Genomic DNA, 19,108 nt, shown 5'->3' on the forward strand with positions numbered 1-19,108 from the left:
GTGAGAATTCAGATTGTGCGGCTGCAGTAAGGTGTTCGGATAACAAAAAACGAATAGTTCAGACTCGCCCGCGACGTAGTGTATGTTACATAAGCCTGAGTTGTGACACGTCAGAGTTTATTTTCCACGGCTCTGGCTATACAATTGGTGCCTATTTTTGCACAACGCAGCAGTGGCCAAATTATTTCTCTAAGGTGAAACTATGTTATCCAAGACAGCACTGAACAAAATGGCGGGGATACTCCTGTTGGGAGGCGTTGTAACCCTGTCCGGCTGTTCATTAACGACACCCTCTGCGCCGAAGCCTGCGGCACAACCGGTTCAGCCGGCGGAGCAGGAGCCGGTGAGAACGACTGCACCTTTGCCAAGACCTGAATTACAGCAACCCTCCGGACAGATTTCGCCTGAGCTGAGTATGTGTGTTAAAGAACTCGACTCGCTCAAAACTATTTCTCCGAAAGATTACAGTCAGATGGTCGCCGGTTTCAGCGAAATCAGCCAGATCAACAGACTGTATCGTCAGCTCGAAAGAACCGCCAGCCCGGATACGCTTAAATTACTGAAGATGTCGATTGAAGCGAAAACCAAAGTGATGTGTGCCCAGGTTCGTTATTATTCTGTTCTGTCTATTGAGAATACCCTGGAGAAGGTTAACGGGTTATGAGACTGAACATCAGGTTGTGTATTACTGTCGCATTGTTTGCGGCAGTGCAACCGGCAACTGCATCTGAATTTAATCAGGTTATTGAAGATTTTGACCGTTATATTCAGACTGAAAAAGCATCAGGCAATTTTCCGGTATCAGTGCAGCAACCTGGCAGGTCTCCCGAAACCCGGGTTACACCGCCGGTAAATACGGCGGGTAAGGCCACTCAGTCACAGCGTCAGGGCACACGTAAAGCTGCCCGCACAGGAAAACGCACTGTTTCGTCCGCGCAGGAAAGCCGGACACAAACAGCTGCCGCACAGAAAACTGACACAACAACCCCGGGGATCTCCGTATCGGCACAATGCGAAAATATTGTGGTCAGGGAACCGGTTGTTGTGACCAATCCTGTTCCGATCGGATACCCGCAGTGGTCTCCGGCTTATCTGGTCCGTGACAGCCAGAAATGGGGCGGAAATCACCGGGGATTTGTGTTCTCACCTGTTCCTTCCCGTATGACCTCCTCACTGACTCTCACACCGGAAGCCTTGTTTGCCATCCCGGGTGAACCTTTCCGTTCAATGACGTATTTCTCTGATCTGCCGCTGACGGTTGCCCGTGTGCTGAAACCGGAAACCTGGTTTACGCCGTCGGATCCGCAGAAACAACTGCGCCTCACCCGCCTGAAATTACAGGACGTGAAGCGTGAACTCGCGTCACTGAACGAAAAGTACCGGAATGTTCAGCATAATTATGAACAGGCGCTCGCGGATATTGCGAAAAAAGAGACAGAGCTCAGCAATCTGACTCTGGCAAATAATGAGTTACAGACTGCGGCAAAAAGCGACAGCGCCAAACTGACCGCTGAGCTGGAACAGAACCGCAAAACGATTGATTCACTCAATCAGCAGATAAGCGAAAACCTGGCCCGTTTTGGTCAGGCGGAAGGTCAGGTCACGGCTCTGACAGCCGAAAAAGCCGATCTTGAAAAACAGATTGCGGCGCTGAATAAAGAAAAAGCGCTGGCAGATAAAAATCTCGCGCTGCTGGAAAGCAAAAATGCCGATATGGCAAAAATCACGCAGAAGCTGACGGAACTGGAAAAACAGCTGGCTCAGCGGGATGCGGAAAAACAGCAGCTGAATGACAAAATCCTCGCGCTGACCGGTGAAAACAGCAAACAGAGCGACGCGCTGAAAAAAGACCTGGCAGCACTGGCGGCAGAAAAAGCGGCACTGGAAAAGCAGATTACCGGGCTGAAATCCGATAATGCTCAGGCAGAGAAAAATCTCGCGCTGTTGCAGGATAAAAATGCTGGTATGGAAAAAATCACGCAGAAGCTGACGGAGCTGGAAAAACAGCTGGCTCAGCGGGATGCGGAAAAACAGCGCCTGACAGCAAAACTGCAATCTCAGGAAACCGAAAACGGCAAACAATCAGCCGATCTGGAAAAAAGGATCACCGCGCTGACAGCGGATAAATCGGCGCTTGAAAAACAGGTTGCGCAGCTGAATTCAGAGAAGAGCCGGGCTGACGAGAACCTCGCTCTGCTCGGCAGTAAAAATGCCGACCTCGCAAAACTTACGCAACAGCTGACGGCAACAGAAAGTAAGCTGAAACAAAGTGATACCGAAAAACTGGCACTGACCGCACAACTGGCGGAACAGGGCAGTAAAAGTGCGAAACAGAGCGCGGAGCTGAAAAAATCTCTCGACGGACTGACGGCAGAAAAAGCAGCACTGGAAAAACAGATCTCTGCACTGACCGCAGATAAAAACAGCGCCTCAGCCAAAAATACCGAACTGCTGAATGCGAAAACAGCGGAAATGCAGAAAACCACCGCGCAGGTTTCAGAGCTGGAAAAACAGCTGAAAGCAAGCACAGCGGAAAAACAGCGTATCGCGCTTGAATTACTGCAGAAAACCACCGATAACCAGCAGCAGAATGCGCAGCTGCAAAAAGATCTGACCGCACTGACCGCTGATAAAACGGCGCTGACCGGGCAAATCACCCGGCTGACCGAAGAGCAGGCACAGGCTGAAAAAAGTATCGCACAGCTGAGCAGTAAAAATGCCGATATGGAAAAAATGGTTCAGCAACTGAGTACGCTGGAGCAGCAACTGAAACAGCGTGATACCGAAAAACAGGCGCTGGCGGCACAGATTGCGGCCGGTAATGCTGACAGTGACAAACAGAGCGCACAGCTGAAAAAAGAATTCGCTGCCCTGGCTGCGGATAAAACTGCGCTGGAAAAACAGATTGCACAGCTGACGGCAGAGAAAGCACAGTCAGAGAAAAATGCGGCACTGCTGAATGATAAAAATGCCGATCTGGCGAAAGTCACCCGCAGCCTGACCGATACTGAGCAGAAGCTGAAAAATACCGAAACAGAAAAGCAGAAACTTGCAGATCAACTGGCTGTTCAGAATAAAGATGCGGCAGCACAGAGTGACAAGCTGAAAAAAGACCTCAGCACTCTGGCCGCCGATAAAACCGCGCTGGAAAAACAGATTACACAACTGAACGCCAAAAATACCGATAACGCAAAAATGGCAGCTCAGTTGCAGACACTGGAAAAAGAATTACAGCTGCGTGAGGCCGATAAACTTAAGCTGACAGCTCAGTTACAGAGCCGTGAGGCGGATAATGCCCGTCAGAGCGATAATCTGAAAAAAGAGGTGGCTGCGCTGATCGTGGATAAAGCCACACTGGAACAAAAAATTGCGCAGCTGACGGCGGATAAGCAACTGCTGTCGGCAAAAATATCTGGTGCAGATAAAGAGAGCAGTACTGTTCAGGCGGATAATGCCGGACTGAATAAAAAATTAGCGGCAGAACAGCAGCGGGCTGCTCAGCTGGATAAAGCCTTAAAAGAAAAAACACAGCAGATTGAAGCACTGGCGAAATCTGATGCGGAATTAATTAAGCTGAATACTCAGCTTGATAACCAGAAAAAGCAGCTGGCAGATAAAGATGCAGAACTCGCCAAAGCGGCGGCTAAGCTGAAAGAAAATGCCGATCTCTCGGCAAAATACACCGCATTGCAGAAAGAAATGGATAAGCAAAAGGCGGTTGTCAGTGCACAGCGGACAGAAAATACCACGCTGAATACACAAATTGCGAAAGCAGAAGAAAAAAATAAAGCCGTGACGGCTTATACTTTCCAGCAGGTTGGTGAGCTGAATAAACGGAAAAACCAGGAGCTGATCGCCCGCCTGGAGCGCCAGAATTATTCCAAAATGACGCCGGACGTTTATTACCGTATCACCAAACAGGGACAGAAATATAAAGCGCTGAAAGGAAAAACAGTCACATTTGCGATGCATGAGGAACTAACTGACGGTAAAGTAACCGTGTCATATCCGGTAAATGCACCGGCGGTTATTCCGTTCAATGAATTACCGGGTGACCTGGCTAAATTCGTTTCACTTGCCGGCGCAGGCGGTGCGGTTGATGTGTATATAAAACCGGAAGGCGGTTATGGTGTCGCCGGTATTGAAGGGCAGATACCACCGAACTCAATGTCTATGATCAAACTGAACGTGCTGAAAATAGAATAATCCGGCGATTATGTGAATACTGAAAGCATCCTGTAACGGATGCTTTTTTTATGGCGTATTATTACAGGAAGACAGCGAATTTCAGGGAATAACAGCGGGGCATGTCATTATTGCTGATTGGCAGTATCAGCATGAAAACACGCAGGGGAAGAGTGGTATAAAGAGAAGGGAGTTTTCAGGCAGCACACAACTCCGGTTTACCCATAAGGTGGGTAAAGTGCATTTTGTTTCATTTGTAACAAAATATTAAAATGAGTAATCAGGTATTAAATACTATTAATGAAGTTTTATATCTGTATTACAGGATGTCAGATCTCATTATGTCAGGTTTTCCGGAATATATGACTGCCGGTATGTGTCGTTAATATCAGAGTGATACCCTGGTGTATTATCATTACATTACAATTTGTCACCAGTGGTAACACTGGCGCAATCCGGAATATGATAGAAATGACAATCTGTATTAACAGTGAAACATCAGAAGCAGTTAAATAAGCAAGCAGAAGCAGGTAAAATCATCGGTATATTTATTAACTACAAAAGCGGAATATAAAGTTTATTATAAAAACGGAAATGCTCAGATTGAATCTGAATAGTTTTTATAGAAATCATATTCCTGCACCAGTTGTAGTAATGATTTAATACGCAGCTTGGTATACATATTAGAACGGTGTACTTCAACAGTACGCGGCGATAATGATAATTTTTGTGCAGCTTCTTTACTGGTATTTCCTTCCAGAATCATATCCATGACCTCTTTCTCACGGGCAGATAACTTGCTGAATTTATCTTTAAAGCGTTGATATCTATGGTACTTAGTGAGGCTATTTTCATATTGATTAAATGCGTCATGAATCGCATTAACTAACAGCTCTGAATTAATCGGTTTCTTGAAGAATTCCAGAATACCCGCTTTAAATGCACGACGGCAGGTCTCAAAAGACGGATAAGCGGTGATAACAATCACAGGAATAATGCTTTTCAGGCGTTTGAGTTCATCGATAAGATAGAATGCCTCAGCAGATGATTCTCCCACTTCCAGAATAATACATTCACGGGCATGCTCTTTTGGCGTATTAACATAATATTTCAGAAAAGCCTGCTCAGATGAATAAGATTTTACTTCACAATTCATATTATCAAGCATGAATTTGATATTGTTGCCTGGTAAATCAGCACAGTTGATTAAATGAATAACGGCATCCATAAGTTACTCCTCAATTAAAATAGGACACAAAACAAACCGATATTAACGGATAAAAATAAGGGCATAATTACTTAGGTTTATTTACGCAAATTTTATGTATTGTAGATAAGATAACGTCGAGGAAATGTTTAAATGGATAAGTAAATTTCATTTCGGAATCGGTGTATGTTTTTTAATAAAAGCAAAATAATGTGGATGTTTTTTATTTTTATTTTTATAAAACAATATGTTGCTATTGTTTAAAGTTCGTTTAATTTATGGAGTAAGGGGTTTTTTATGAAATAAACATTTACATTTGCTCTTGGGGTTACAGACACAATATGTTATAAATGGCAGCTCACATTTTTTCTTTTTCACGCGACAGAACAAACACTTATTTTCTACTGATAATAATATGGCATCACTGAAAGATGTTGCCCGCCTGGCATCAGTCTCACTGATGACTGTTTCAAGGGCAATAAATAATCCGGAACTGCTGAAGCCTGAGACGTTGAGACAGGTTCAGCATGCTATTGATGTTCTGAATTATGTACCGGATTTATCAGCCCGGAAAATCAGAGGTAAAAATACAAATCTGTCGTGCATGGGGGTATTAGCAATTGATACCGCCTCAGCCCCGTTTTCTGTTGAAATACTGCTGGCTATTGAGCAGTGTGCAGAAAAATATGGCTGGGACCACTTTGTTGTTAATATTTCATCCGGAGATGACCCGGTTGCGGCTGTCCGCCAGATTTTATCCCGCCGCCCTGACGGTATTATTATTACCAGTGCAGAATTGCGTGAGATAAACATTCCTGAGTTACTCCGCGACAGAAACCTGGTATTAACGAACTGCTATGATCCCGGAAATACAGCGTTACCGTCTTATATTCCGGATGATTATCATGCTCAGTATGATGCAACAGAATATCTTATTCAGCGGGGTTACCGCCGCCCGCTTTGTATCTGGCCGCCGGCGGAATGCCTTTCATCCGGTTTGCGCCGTGATGCGGTTCAGAATGCATGGCTGAATGCGGGATTGTCAGCCGGTCAGCTGAATCAGCACAACATCACATTATCTGATATTTATTACCGGGACGTTGTGACACTGATAGATCAATACATTGACGGTAATTCACCGTTATTTGACTGTATTATCTGTGGTAATGATCAGATAGCCTTTGTTGTGTATCAGGTTTTATTAACCCGCGGTATTTCTGTTCCGGAGCAGGCCGGTATTCTCGGCTGTGAAAATATGACCGGTACCGGAGAACTTTTTTATCCCCCGCTGACCACTATCCGCTCTCCGTATCGCCTGCTGGGTGAAACAGCGGCACTGCATCTTATTGAAGTACGGGTTTCGTCAGGGCGGACTTATGTCCCCTGCCGGATGCTCAGCAGAGAGTCACTCTGATCCCCGGCTGTTACACAATCCTTTCTCTTTTTTCCTGATTTTTATCCGTTCACGTTTGGTTAATTTTTTTAATTAACCAAAGGCAGGCTGCCGGATAAAAAATCAGCGCAGCGTTATTTTTGTAATTACGGACTTATCTGTCGTTTTGAGTGCAACATTAAGCGTAAATTTCGCTTTAGCTAAACACAAAACTTTCAATGTTGTATTTTAATGTTGTTTCTTTGATTTTTGGTTCGTAGTGGTAATTATTATTACTTACCTTTCAATGTTAACGTTAAAATAGTTAATTAAAAAAAGGTAATGATATTTTTCAGAGACAAAGCTACCGCACGAAAGATTTTTCAATCTCCGGAGGGAAATGTCTGACGTGTTGCTCTGTTTATCGTGGCAATGAACATTAAATGATTATTTATCGTTTTTCATCAATGCATTACGAGAGGTTGTAGTTTCCAGAGTATAAAAAATCAGGGGATCTATCTGGCTATAATCACTCAAAGTTAACGTTAACATCAAATGTTAGGAATTATACCCAAAAATGATTTGTTAATGATACTTATAATGTTAACGTTATCAATATGAAAATCAAGCGAGACTGATATTTTATAGTTATATCTGCGTAGTAAAAAGCGTGGTTTCAGTGAACATAATATGATGTATACGGGAGAGACCGGTGACGGGAAATAAATTGAGCAGGCGCATGGGATTTTTAATGCAGGGGGGTATGATAGTCATAACATAATGATAAACAGGATTGGCTGAACCATGTTTTTACGATCCGGCGCGATGCTGGCGATTTTTTCTTATTTTCTCTGGGGGATCACACCGCTTTTTTACCGCCTGCTGCCGGGGGTGCAGCCGCTGGAGTTATTATCCCAGCGCGTCCTCTGGTCAATTCCGCTGTTATTATTTGTCCGTTTCTTTTTAAAAAACCGTACCCGGGTAAAAGCGGTATGGGCTGATAAACGCTCGCTGCTGCTTTGTCTGCTCAGTACCAGTGTGATGGCAATATCCTGGTGCACCTTTACCTATTCAATGACCCATGATTTGGTGCTGGAAGCCAGCATGGGATATTTCATCACCCCCTTGTTTTCTATTTTACTGGGTGTCATCTTCCTGCATGAACGCCTGAAACCGGCAGAAAAAACCGCGCTGATTTTCGTCTGTGCCGGGGTGGGTTATCAGCTTTATCAGTACGGCAGCCTGCCGAAACTGGCGCTGATGATGGGCTCTGCGTTTGCACTGTACGGCTTTATCCGCAAATTTATCCGTTATGACCTGACGACTTCACTGCTGATTGAGAGTCTCTGGCTGCTGCCGGTGGCTATTGTGTTGTATTTCTGGCTTGAAAACAGCGGAGCGGGCACATTCAGCACCGCAGATACCTTTACCCGCATCTGTTTTATACTGACCGCGCCTGTTACGCTGCTGCCGCTGCTGTTCTTCACGGCTGCAGTGCGTTCCACCACACTGACCACCATCGGTCTGGCACAGTATCTCGAACCGACCATTCAGTTCCTGCTGGCGGTGTTCCTCTTTAATGAGCATTTTGATTCTGTCAAAGGCGTCAGTTTCTCATTGATCTGGCTGGGATTGTTGTTCTGTATCCTGTCTCTTATCCGCCATCACTGGAAAAATACAGCAAAAGCCGGTCTGGGTATAAAACCCCGCTGAGCGCTGTGACAGCCGGTGATTTGCTTATTTCGTGACTAAAGCAAACGATTGCGTATATAATGGCGCGCAAATTTTCCGGTATTTCTGAACAGGTGACAGTGATGACAACATTAGGTACGGCATTACGCCCGGGTGCCACAAAAGTGATGCTGCTGGGCGCAGGTGAATTAGGCAAAGAAGTGGCGATTGAGTGCCAGCGGCTCGGTATTGAAGTGATTGCTGTTGATCGTTATGACAACGCGCCGGCCATGCATATCGCACACCGCCGCTATGTGATCAACATGCTGGACGGCGCGGAGCTGGAAGCTGTGATCCGGAAAGAACAGCCTGACCATATTGTGCCGGAAATTGAAGCGATTGCGACAGATACATTATACCGTTTGGAGCAGGAGGGTTTTCATGTCGTGCCCTGTGCCAATGCGGTAAAACTGACCATGAACCGCGAAGGGATCCGCCGCCTGGCCGCAGAAGAGCTGAGGCTGATGACATCAGAATACCGTTTTGCGGATGATGAGGCGTCTTTTATCCGTGCCGCCGGTGAGATTGGATTTCCCTGCATTATCAAGCCGGTGATGAGTTCATCGGGTAAAGGGCAGAGCATTATCCGCGATGAAAGCACATTGCACGATGCCTGGCTGGCCTCTCAGGAAGCAGGACGCGCCGGAAAAGGGCGGGTGATTGTCGAGCGGATGATTGATTTCGATTATGAAATCACCCTGCTGACTGTCCGTGCGGCAGATGGTGTGCATTTTTGTGCACCGGTCGGGCACCGTCAGGAGCGCGGGGATTACCGTGAATCCTGGCAGCCGCAGGCCATGCCGGATGCTGTTCTGGCACGGGCACAACAGGTGGCGGAGACTATCGTTAACGGGCTGGGCGGCTATGGTCTGTTCGGTGTTGAGCTGTTTGTCCGTGGTGAGGATATTATTTTTAATGAAGTTTCTCCGCGTCCTCACGATACCGGGCTGGTCACACTGATTTCACAGAATATCTCTGAATTTGCCCTGCATGTGCGGGCGTTTCTCGGATTACCGGCCGGAGAGATAGTTCAGTACCGTCCGGCTGCCTCAGCGGTGATCCTGCCGTCACTGCGCAGCGATGATGTTCGTTACAGCGGGCTGGAGCACGCCCTGACCGGGACTGTGCAGTTGCGTCTGTTTGCCAAACCGGAGATTGACGGCTCCCGGCGCATGGGCGTTGCCCTGGCGCTGGCACCTTCTGTTCAGGAGGCGGTAAATACTGCAAAACAGGCGGCGGCATCAGTAGTCGTCACCGGCTGACCGGGGTAATATCTGTGATGGCCTTCCCGTATATATAAAGAGGAAGGCATCACAGACCGTGGTCAGGCAGAGGAATAACCGATGAGATGCAGAATACCGGGAATCGTATTTGTAATGTTGCTGCCGCTGACCGCATTTGCCGGTACGGATGTGCAGGCAGAAAAAGCCCGTGAATGGGTGCGGGCCCGCGCGGATGAACCGTCAGTGGCGGATAACTGCTTCAGGCCGGATAATCCCTTTGAGCTCTGTCTGTACCGGGATAAAGATACCTTCGGCAGCCATTTCGTTGACCGTAATCTGCAGGAACCGTATCAGCCGTACTATTTCGACAGTGCGCCGGACGAACCGGAAGACGGGCGTTACCGTATCCGCTCCGGCAATAAAATCGGTTATGCGGACAGCGTCACCGGGCGGGTGGTGATCCCCGCCATTTATGACTGCACGTACGGCTTTGTCAGCGGTACCGCCGAGGTTGGCGTGGGGTGTGAAGAGGAAACCGACGGCGAGCACTCCTGGTGGACCGGCGGTCACTGGTTCCGTATTTCACCTTACGGCCTTATCACCGGATTCGGCCGGACACCACCGCCGGACAGCCGTTTATGATGCTGCACCGTAACGGCGGCGGGCCAGAATCCGCAGGCGCCAGCTGTGCAGAATATAGGTCACCAGCAGAATAAAGGCGACCACTCCCCAGACAATCATTTCACCATAGCGGGCACCGAAGTCCGCTATCTGTGCTTTGCCCGGATTATCCTTCTGATAATAAACACCCACCGGACCGTTTTCACACTGTGACTGGCACAGCAACTGATCTGTTGAGGTAAAGGTCACGATTTTATTATCCGCTGTCACGAATTTCACCACCGGCCAGCCGACCAGTTGCTGTCCCGAACGGGTATCGCGCATTTCTGTCCGCAGATAACCGGTTATCTGCCCGTCAGCATAGACATCATTCTGTTGTGTCTGCCAGGTCTGATAAATCATAAATCCGGCGAGGAAAACCACACTGAAGGTCAGCAGGCGGAGAACCCGCTGAAACAGCATATTGCGTTGTGTCTGCTTATCAGCATAAGCACGGAAGTTGCCGGGAGGTGTGCCGGGTTTTTTAGTCATATCGGTTACTGTCTTCTGTCGGTTTCAGGTCATAAATCACGGAGAAAAGCGGATAAAAGCACGCTTTCATAAAAAATTAACAAAAAGCACGAAAAAATTTAAAAAACATAACGTTAACCCGATCACAAATTTTACCGTCCCGGGAGGCGGATAAAACCGCCCGGCTGTAAAAAGTGACCGCTTAATCTGCTATACAACCGCTTACGGGATAATCCCCGTTTCCCGCCTTGATTTTTCTATCATAAAACACACTTGCAGGAAGTTTCTATTTTATTCGGCTGAAACACTTTTTCCGTACGGATACGGATCATTTTGATTATCACAGTCACATTTAAGGTGCGTTATGAACTCTAATCGCTTATTTAAGCACATTCCCTGGTTTATCCTGGGGATTATAGGTGCTTTCTGTCTCGGCGTTGTCGCATTACGCCGCGGCGAGCATGTCAGTGCATTATGGATCATTGTTGCATCGGTATCAGTCTATCTGGTGGCGTACCGCTACTACAGCCTGTATATCGCAACAAAGGTTATGAAACTGGATCCGACCCGGTCAACACCGGCGGTGATTAATAATGATGGTCTGAACTATGTTCCGACTAACCGTAACGTTCTGTTCGGCCACCACTTTGCCGCGATCGCCGGTGCGGGTCCGTTAGTCGGACCGGTACTTGCCGCGCAGATGGGGTATCTGCCGGGCACACTCTGGCTGCTGGCCGGTGTGGTGCTGGCGGGGGCGGTACAGGACTTTATGGTGCTGTTTATCTCCTCGCGCCGTAATGGTGCATCTCTGGGTGAGATTGTTAAAGAAGAGATGGGAACCGTGCCGGGCACTATCGCGCTCTTCGGCTGCTTCCTGATTATGATCATCATCCTCGCCGTGCTGGCACTGATTGTGGTGAAAGCGCTGGCAGAAAGTCCGTGGGGTGTGTTCACCGTCGTATCCACTGTGCCGATTGCCCTGTTTATGGGGATCTACATGCGCTATCTCCGGCCGGGACGTGTCGGTGAAGTGTCTGTCATCGGTATTGTGCTGCTGGTGGCGGCTATCTGGTTCGGTGGTGTGATTGCACACGACCCGTACTGGGGCCCTGCGCTGACCTTTAAAGATACCACTATCACTTATGCCCTGATCGGCTATGCGTTTGTTTCCGCTCTGCTGCCGGTGTGGCTGATTCTGGCTCCGCGTGACTATCTGGCAACCTTCCTGAAAATCGGTGTTATCGTCGGTCTGGCTGTGGGTATCGTTATCCTCAACCCGGATCTGAAAATGCCGGCAATGACACAGTTCGTTGACGGAACCGGTCCGGTCTGGAAAGGTGCTCTGTTCCCGTTCCTGTTTATTACTATTGCCTGTGGTGCGGTTTCCGGCTTCCACGCCCTGATTGCTTCCGGTACCACACCGAAACTGCTGGCCTGTGAAACCGATGCCCGTTATATCGGTTACGGCGCTATGCTGATGGAATCCTTTGTGGCGATTATGGCGCTGGTTGCAGCCTCCATTATCGAACCGGGTCTCTATTTTGCGATGAACACCCCGCCTGCGGCGCTGGGTATCACCATGCCGGATCTGCATAACCTCGGTACCGCAGATGCACCGATGATCATGGCACAGTTGAAAGATGTGACCGCTCAGGCGGCCGCGACGGTCAGTTCCTGGGGCTTTGTGATTTCGCCGGAAGAGATTTTACAGACCGCCAAAGATATCGGTGAGCCGTCTGTTCTGAACCGTGCGGGTGGTGCACCGACACTGGCGGTAGGTATCGCGCATGTGTTCCACAAAATCATTCCTGCAGCGGATATGGGCTTCTGGTACCACTTCGGGATCCTGTTTGAAGCACTGTTTATCCTGACTGCACTGGATGCGGGTACCCGTTCCGGCCGCTTTATGCTCCAGGATCTGCTGGGTAACTTCGTTCCGTTCCTGAAGAAAACTGACTCCTTCATTGCCGGGGTGATCGGTACTGCCGGTTGCGTGGGTCTGTGGGGTTATCTGCTGTATCAGGGCGTGGTCGATCCGCTGGGCGGCGTTAAGAGCCTGTGGCCGCTGTTCGGTATCTCCAACCAGATGCTGGCGGCTGTTGCCCTGGTTCTGTCCACCGTCGTTCTGATTAAGATGAAGCGCAGCAAATATATCTGGGTAACCACTATTCCTGCGGTATGGCTGCTGATTTGTACCACATGGGCGCTGGGTCTGAAACTGTTCAGTGACAACCCGCAACTGGAAGGCTTCTTCTGGCTGGCGAATGAGTACAAACGCCGTATTGCTGAAGGTGTCGCGTTAACGCCTGAGCAGGTCGCCAATATGCAGCACATCGTGGTGAACAACTACACCAACGCCGGTCTGAGCATTATCTTCCTGGTTGTTGTGTACAGCATCATCTTCTACGGCATCCGTACAGCGATGAAAGCGAGCAAAAACCCGGAACGTACTGATAACGAAACTCCGTATATCCCGGTTCCGGAAGAGGGAATTAAAGTCTCCTCCTCACACTGATAACAGCATGCAGTAACGCTGAAGTCTCATCCCCCGTATGATGTCAGTCACATTGTACGGGGGATATTTTTTATTATCCGAGTTATTTGTTACTCTGACAGCCTTTGTTCCGCTGTCTGTCTGTAAGAAGGACCCGATTATGCAACCTATCTCCGTGACTATCCTGACCGGTTTCCTGGGTGCCGGTAAAACCACACTGCTGCGCCATATTCTCCACGAGGAGCACGGGCAGAAAATTGCTGTGATTGAAAATGAATTCGGCGAGGTGCCTATCGATGATGAAATTATCGGTGACCGCGCCACGCAGATAAAAACCCTGAGCAACGGGTGTATCTGCTGCAGCCGCTCGAGTGAGCTGGAAGATGCGCTGCTCGACCTGTGTGAAAACCTGGACAGCGGCAAAATCGATTTTGACCGCCTGGTGATTGAATGCACTGGTATGGCTGATCCCGGCCCGATTACACAGACCTTCTTCTCCAATGAAAAACTGTGTGAACGCTATGTGCTGGACGGCATTATCACGCTGGTGGATGCAGTGCATGCACAGCAGCAACTGGATCAGTTCACTATCGCCCAGGCACAGATTGGCTACGCGGATCGCATTCTGCTGACCAAAACGGACGTCGAGCCGGATAATGAGGCGCTGCTTGCCCGTTTGCAGCGGATTAATGCCAAAGCGCCGGTGTATAAGGTGATTAACGGTGATATCGACATGAACCTGCTGTTTAATGTCGGCGGTTTTATGCTGGATGACAATGTGGAAATCAGCAAACCGCTGTTCCGCTTTGCGCCGAAACAGCAGAATGACATTCAGTCTCTGGTGATCACCATGGATAAACCGGTGGAAATCAGCGCCATTTCCCGCGCCATGGAAACGTTGTTGCTCAGCTATGCTGATAATATGCTGCGTTACAAAGGGTTACTCTGGATTAAAGATGAGCCGCGCCGCCTGTTATTCCAGGGCGTTCAGCGTCTTTACAGTGCAGATTTTGACCGCGAATGGCGTGAGGATGATGTAAAACAGAGTGTGCTGATTTTTATCGGCATGCAACTGCCGGAGCAGGAAATCCGCAATGCGTTTGCCACGCTGACGGCATGATAACAGCGGATATTCACCCGCTCAGGTCGTTGTAAAAATAAAGCATGAAAAAACCGGCCGGTGCGGCCGGTAAAGGAAAGGGGGCTTCCTTAAAAAGCCAAACCCGGAAAAATCAGGCTGATTTTGCCTTGTTTGCCATGATTTCAATAATCTGCACGTCGGTGTGCTGCATAGACAGGCTGGCCAGCGCACAGAGGTTAGCAATGGATTTATCCACATCGGTACAGACGATGCCGTCGTTACCGCTGACACACTGCTGATTCATCGCCATCAGCACCGCTTTATAGGCTGCGCTGACACCACTGGAGACTTTCATCGCGCAGCTGTTGGAAGCACCGTCACAGATAATACCGGTGATATCCCCGATCATGCTGCTGATAGCCATCGCCACCGGCTCATATTTCCCTTCAAATAACCATGCGATACCGGCTGCGGCCCCCATTGAGGCGGTCGTGGCTGCACACAGCGCCGAAAGCGGCGGGAACTGGCTGTGAATATAAATCGCCATCAGGTGGGACAATGTCAGGGCACGGATAAGCTGCTCTTCATCCGCCTGTAAATATTCCGCGACCACCACCACCGGCTGGGTAGCGGCGATCCCCTGGTTACCGGAACCGGAGTTGCTCATGGCAGGCAGCTGCGCGCCGCCCATACGGGCATCCGAGGCTGACGAGGTGCGGATCATAATGTCGGACAGCAGATCTTTTGACAGCAATCCGCGCTCACGCTGTTTCTCCAGCGAACGGCCGATTTGTAACCCGTACGGGTTGGACATGCCTTCGCGGGCCAGGGCATCATTCAGATCAGCGGCCTGACGCATAAAATTGATCATCGAAACCGGTGCCTGAGTGGCGAAATCATAAATATCACGGGCGCAGGCATCCGCGAACGGATTATCGCTGCCGCCCTGATGCGTGATCGCATCATCCTGATAAATAATCGTGCCGTTATGGCTGATTTCCGTTACATGGGTATGATCGCCGCAGATAGTGACGGTGGCCTGATCGTCGCCGCTGTATACGGTGGCTTCAGAGTAAAGCACGTGGCTGCACGGTTCTTTGATTTCCACAGACACCGCGCCGGAGGCGAGAAAGGCTTTCCCGGCGGCGATATCGTCCGCAGTCACCCCGCACAGGACATTCAGACCGGCATCCGGCTGTCCGCCGATAGCGCCGAGTGCCGCAGCGACCGGCAGGCCGGTCATGCCTGTTCCCGGAACGGTCACGCCGAGGCCGTTTTTCATCAGGTTCGGGGAAACATAGCAGCGGATTTGAGTCGGTGCAGCGCTGAGGCAGGCCGCTGCTTTTGCGGCGGCCAGTGCCAGAGAAATCGGCTCGGTGCAGCCTGTCGCCGGTTTGACTGACTGACGCAGTGCCGCGACAAAATTGTTCCATTGAGCAGGGGTGTGATGTGTTGCCATTTTTCAGCCTTAAATACGCGAATCCGTTATGCGGCTCAGTGTACCGAAAGGGAAGCAGAAAAATCCTTTCACAATTCAGGGGTATTTGCAGAATCCGGAGAAAAACTTTCTCCCGGAAATAAAAAATAGGGCGGATAGGGGGGAAAAAAGCAATAAATCGTCCGGTGGTGAAAAGAGATAAAAATACTTATCTAACTATTTGATTTAAATAAAGTATCGAATATGATTTGTATGCATTATGTTATGCATAAATAAAAAAGTGTGATGAGGCCCCGTGACAGCAGTCACGAAAAACTGCGTTAATAGCTGTTTGTCAGAGCATAACTCTGTATTTTTTCTCTTATCTGCATGGTTGTGGTGTTATCAGCTGGTTTGCCAGATAATTCCCGCTGCGCAGCCGCAGCAGGAATTCTGCCGGAGGATCAGCCCTCAATATCCAGCCGTTTTGACTGCCATTTTTTCGAGCGCCAGCGCCAGGTATTGACGAGCCCGCGCAGCCACTCATCACACAGAAAACCAATCCAGATCCCCAGTATTCCCATTTCCAGTTTGATCCCCAGCACATAGCCGACCGGCAGTGCCACACACCACATAAAGAACAGGGCGGTACAGAGCGGGAAGCGGGCGTCACCGGCGGCACGCAGGGCGTTCACCATCACAATATTCAGGGTCCGGCCCGGCTCGAGGAAGACTGACAGCAGGAACAGCGGCAGCAGCAGTTTTATCACCGCCTGGTCATCACTCAGCCCGTAAGCGAGGTGGTCGCGGAACAGCCAGAACAGAAAGACAATCGGGATGGTGCTGAAAAAGCCGGTTTTCAGGCTTTTCATGCCGCGCTGATAGGCATCCTCAAAACGTTTTGCCCCGACCAGATGCCCGACCAGAATCTCATTCCCGATACTGATGGTTATCCCGAACAGCATAATAAACAGTGATAGCTGGAAGTAGATGGTCTGCGCCGCCAGTGCGGTCTCGCCCATCAGCCCGATAAAGGCGATAGCGACCATATAATGCAGCATCCAGACCAGGTTTTCCCCGGCAGACGGCAGACCGACATGCAGGATCTGCTTCAGCATATTTCTGGACCAGTGAAACAGCATGCGCGGCACGAATTTAATCCGCAGGCCGTAAAAGAGCAGGCCGCACAGCAGCGCCACCGCGATCAGACGTCCGGCCACCGTGGACCAGGCGACACCGACCAGCCCGTACTGCGGCAGCCCGAACAGACCGTACAGCACAATACAGTTACCGACGACAGTCACCACGTTGGCGATCAGCGTGACATACATCGCCGGTTTGGCTCTGCCGTAAACCCGCAGACAGGCTGCCAGGATGATGGTCACTGCTTCCGGAATTAAACAGATCCCCAGAATATGCAGATAATTAAAGGCATCTTCCATCAGATGTTCCGGCGTATTCATCAGTTCCAGAATTTTATAGCCGAAAATAATGGTAAACCCGGCGGACAATAATCCCAGCAGCAGGTTAAACGCGATGGAAATATGAATAGCCTGACTGGCCTTATCCCGTCTGCCCGCTCCGATATACTGGGCGATCACCACACTGCACCCGACACTGATGAAGTTGAAAATAGTGATAAACAGGTCAAACGCCTGGTTGCCGACCGCCATTGCCGCCAGATATTTTGACGACACATGGCTGACCATCCAGGTATTAATCAGGAAGGTGGAAAAGTGTAATAACAGGTCGATAAAAATCGGCCAGCTTAAGGAAAAGAGCCCGCGCTCTGTCACATCAGACTGATGCATGACGACCTTCTGTAAAGAGTGTGATTTTTGTTCCGGGACGGATACAGGGAGCCGGATTCTACCAGGATAATATTACTGAGAATAGCGAAAGGTGAAAAATAAAACATTTTTTTCATAACTAATTAAGAAATCAATGTTTCCTTTCATAAATAAGTATGATTTCCTTATCAGACTAATCAATGATGACAGAGAGAATTCCGTGAAAAAAATACGAGCCGCCGTCGTTGGTTACGGCAATATCGGACAGTATGCGATTGAGGCGCTGGAAGCTGCCGCTGATTTTGAGATTGCAGGGATTGTGCGCCGCAACCCGTCTGCTGCTGATACAGATTCCGTGTATCCGGTGGTGGCGGATATCCGTGAACTGGGCAAGGTGGATGTGGCACTGCTGTGCTCGCCGACCCGTGCCATCCGTGCGGTTGCTTCAGAGATCCTCGCACTGGGAATTAATACCGTGGACAGTTTTGATGTTCACAGTGAAATTGTCGCGCTGAAAGAGCACCTTGACCCGATTGCCCGCGCCGGTGAGTGTACGGCAATCATCTCCGCAGGCTGGGATCCGGGTTCGGATTCCATTATCCGCACGCTGATGCAGGCAATGGCGCCGAAAGGGCTGACGTACACCAACTTCGGGCCGGGGATGAGCATGGGGCACAGTGTTGCCGCCAAAGCGATTCCCGGTGTGAAGGATGCACTTTCCATGACAATCCCGCTGGGTACCGGTGTTCACCGCCGCATGGTCTATGTTGAGCTGGAGCCGGGGCATGATATTGATACCGTGACCGCCGCGCTGAAAGCCGACAGCTATTTTGCCTCTGATGAGACGCACGTCCGTCAGGTGGACAGCGTGGATGCCCTGAAAGATGTGGGACACGGTGTTTCCATGACGCACAAAGGCGTGTCGGGTAAAACCCATAACCAGTTGTTTGAATACAGCATGCGCATCAATAACCCGGCACTGACCTCCCAGTTTATGGTGTCTGCGGCGCGGGCGACCTGCCGTCAGCAGCCGGGCGCATACAGTGTGATCGAAATCCCGCCGGTAAACTTCCTGGCCGGGGATATCAACAGCTGGATCAGCAAACTGGTGTAGTGATATTTCAGTCACAAAACAGCAATAAAAAAGAGGTGAGAACCTCTTTTTTATTGCCTGCAAAACCGATAATTAAATTAACTGTTATATACGTAATGTTATTGTTGTTTATTTTTTCTGTGAATACAAAAAAGGGTAAACAAACCGGACGCTTTCTGATGTTATTCTTATTTTTCTCCGTGCCGGCTGAAGATAAAAAAAGAACGCGTAATTAATTACCGAAGCAATTGATTAGCTGTGCTTAATGTATTTTGATTTTTTTATGAAATCATCATGATTATTTAATATATCAAAGTATAATAATTGAGATGTTCATCATAGACAAAAGGATTATTCAATGTAATTTTGTGCATTACTTATCCA

Annotated in this window: 13 protein-coding genes; 9 read left to right on the plus strand and 4 right to left on the minus strand. The window is 49.0% G+C overall.

What is annotated here, in order from left to right:
• Positions 1 to 202: 202 nt before the first annotated feature.
• A complete protein-coding gene (locus X965_RS09995; protein WP_004236040.1) occupies positions 203 to 664 on the plus strand; it encodes a hypothetical protein in 462 nt (153 codons plus the stop codon).
• The gene (locus tag X965_RS10000; RefSeq protein WP_036417954.1) at positions 661 to 4,206 is read left to right on the plus strand and encodes a hypothetical protein; all 3,546 of its coding nucleotides are present in this window, start codon (positions 661 to 663) and stop codon (positions 4,204 to 4,206) included. The genes X965_RS09995 and X965_RS10000 overlap by 4 nt, the downstream gene beginning before the upstream one ends.
• Positions 4,207 to 4,783: 577 nt before the next feature.
• On the opposite strand, the gene X965_RS10005 is transcribed toward X965_RS10000, so the two are convergent.
• Positions 4,784 to 5,413, minus strand: coding sequence for a response regulator transcription factor (locus X965_RS10005; RefSeq protein ID WP_036417956.1), 630 nt, complete (start codon positions 5,411 to 5,413; stop codon positions 4,784 to 4,786).
• Positions 5,414 to 5,807: 394 nt separating this feature from the next.
• Between X965_RS10005 and X965_RS10010 the strand changes: the two genes are divergently transcribed.
• The 4 genes from X965_RS10010 (at position 5,808) to X965_RS10025 (ending at position 10,360) form a co-directional block, all read left to right on the plus strand.
• Positions 5,808 to 6,806 (plus strand): LacI family DNA-binding transcriptional regulator, encoded by a 999-nt coding sequence (locus X965_RS10010; RefSeq protein ID WP_036417958.1) that lies wholly within the window; start codon positions 5,808 to 5,810, stop codon positions 6,804 to 6,806.
• A gap of 762 nt (positions 6,807 to 7,568) precedes the next feature.
• Positions 7,569 to 8,477 (plus strand): EamA family transporter RarD, encoded by a 909-nt coding sequence (gene rarD / locus X965_RS10015; protein WP_036413900.1) that lies wholly within the window; start codon positions 7,569 to 7,571, stop codon positions 8,475 to 8,477.
• 101 nt (positions 8,478 to 8,578) lie between these two features.
• Positions 8,579 to 9,757 (plus strand): formate-dependent phosphoribosylglycinamide formyltransferase, encoded by a 1,179-nt coding sequence (gene purT / locus X965_RS10020; RefSeq protein WP_036418041.1) that lies wholly within the window; start codon positions 8,579 to 8,581, stop codon positions 9,755 to 9,757.
• An 81-nt stretch (positions 9,758 to 9,838) separates the two neighbouring features.
• Positions 9,839 to 10,360, plus strand: coding sequence for a hypothetical protein (locus X965_RS10025; protein WP_015422480.1), 522 nt, complete (start codon positions 9,839 to 9,841; stop codon positions 10,358 to 10,360).
• Here X965_RS10025 and X965_RS10030 read toward each other — a convergent pair.
• Positions 10,355 to 10,870 carry a DUF3592 domain-containing protein gene (locus tag X965_RS10030; RefSeq protein WP_004236033.1) on the minus strand — a complete coding sequence of 172 codons (516 nt, stop codon included), beginning with the start codon at positions 10,868 to 10,870 and terminating at the stop codon, positions 10,355 to 10,357. The two genes, X965_RS10025 and X965_RS10030, sit on opposite strands and share 6 nt — an antisense overlap.
• Positions 10,871 to 11,213: 343 nt before the next feature.
• Here X965_RS10030 and X965_RS10035 point away from each other — a divergent pair, with 343 nt between their 5' ends.
• Together X965_RS10035 and yjiA are read left to right on the plus strand one after the other, a co-directional pair.
• Positions 11,214 to 13,364, plus strand: a complete 2,151-nt coding sequence (locus X965_RS10035; protein ID WP_004236032.1) for a carbon starvation CstA family protein — start codon at positions 11,214 to 11,216, stop codon at positions 13,362 to 13,364.
• 139 nt (positions 13,365 to 13,503) lie between these two features.
• Positions 13,504 to 14,463: a GTPase gene (gene yjiA / locus X965_RS10040; protein WP_015422481.1), complete on the plus strand. Its 960-nt coding sequence runs from the start codon at positions 13,504 to 13,506 to the stop codon at positions 14,461 to 14,463.
• 112 nt (positions 14,464 to 14,575) lie between these two features.
• Here yjiA and X965_RS10045 read toward each other — a convergent pair whose 3' ends face one another.
• Positions 14,576 to 15,883, minus strand: coding sequence for a serine dehydratase subunit alpha family protein (locus X965_RS10045; protein WP_032097801.1), 1,308 nt, complete (start codon positions 15,881 to 15,883; stop codon positions 14,576 to 14,578).
• Between the two features lie 422 nt (positions 15,884 to 16,305).
• Positions 16,306 to 17,652, minus strand: coding sequence for an MATE family efflux transporter (locus X965_RS10050; RefSeq protein WP_004236027.1), 1,347 nt, complete (start codon positions 17,650 to 17,652; stop codon positions 16,306 to 16,308).
• 199 nt (positions 17,653 to 17,851) lie between these two features.
• On the opposite strand from X965_RS10050, the gene X965_RS10055 reads away from it, so the two are divergent.
• Entirely contained in the window at positions 17,852 to 18,745 is an 894-nt protein-coding gene (locus tag X965_RS10055; protein WP_032097802.1) for a diaminopimelate dehydrogenase, read from the plus strand.
• Positions 18,746 to 19,108: the final 363 nt, after the last annotated feature.

This window comes from Morganella sp. EGD-HP17 (assembly GCF_000512315.2).
GTDB lineage: Bacteria > Pseudomonadota > Gammaproteobacteria > Enterobacterales > Enterobacteriaceae > Morganella > Morganella morganii.

Coding starts and splice junctions, on each gene's coding strand:
- X965_RS09995 (WP_004236040.1), top strand. CDS start 203: ATGTTATCCAAGACAGCACTGAACAAAATGGCGGGGATACTCCTGTTG.
- X965_RS10000 (WP_036417954.1), top strand. CDS start 661: ATGAGACTGAACATCAGGTTGTGTATTACTGTCGCATTGTTTGCGGCA.
- X965_RS10005 (WP_036417956.1), bottom strand. CDS start 5,413: ATGGATGCCGTTATTCATTTAATCAACTGTGCTGATTTACCAGGCAAC.
- X965_RS10010 (WP_036417958.1), top strand. CDS start 5,808: ATGGCATCACTGAAAGATGTTGCCCGCCTGGCATCAGTCTCACTGATG.
- rarD (WP_036413900.1), top strand. CDS start 7,569: ATGTTTTTACGATCCGGCGCGATGCTGGCGATTTTTTCTTATTTTCTC.
- purT (WP_036418041.1), top strand. CDS start 8,579: ATGACAACATTAGGTACGGCATTACGCCCGGGTGCCACAAAAGTGATG.
- X965_RS10025 (WP_015422480.1), top strand. CDS start 9,839: ATGAGATGCAGAATACCGGGAATCGTATTTGTAATGTTGCTGCCGCTG.
- X965_RS10030 (WP_004236033.1), bottom strand. CDS start 10,870: ATGACTAAAAAACCCGGCACACCTCCCGGCAACTTCCGTGCTTATGCT.
- X965_RS10035 (WP_004236032.1), top strand. CDS start 11,214: ATGAACTCTAATCGCTTATTTAAGCACATTCCCTGGTTTATCCTGGGG.
- yjiA (WP_015422481.1), top strand. CDS start 13,504: ATGCAACCTATCTCCGTGACTATCCTGACCGGTTTCCTGGGTGCCGGT.
- X965_RS10045 (WP_032097801.1), bottom strand. CDS start 15,883: ATGGCAACACATCACACCCCTGCTCAATGGAACAATTTTGTCGCGGCA.
- X965_RS10050 (WP_004236027.1), bottom strand. CDS start 17,652: ATGCATCAGTCTGATGTGACAGAGCGCGGGCTCTTTTCCTTAAGCTGG.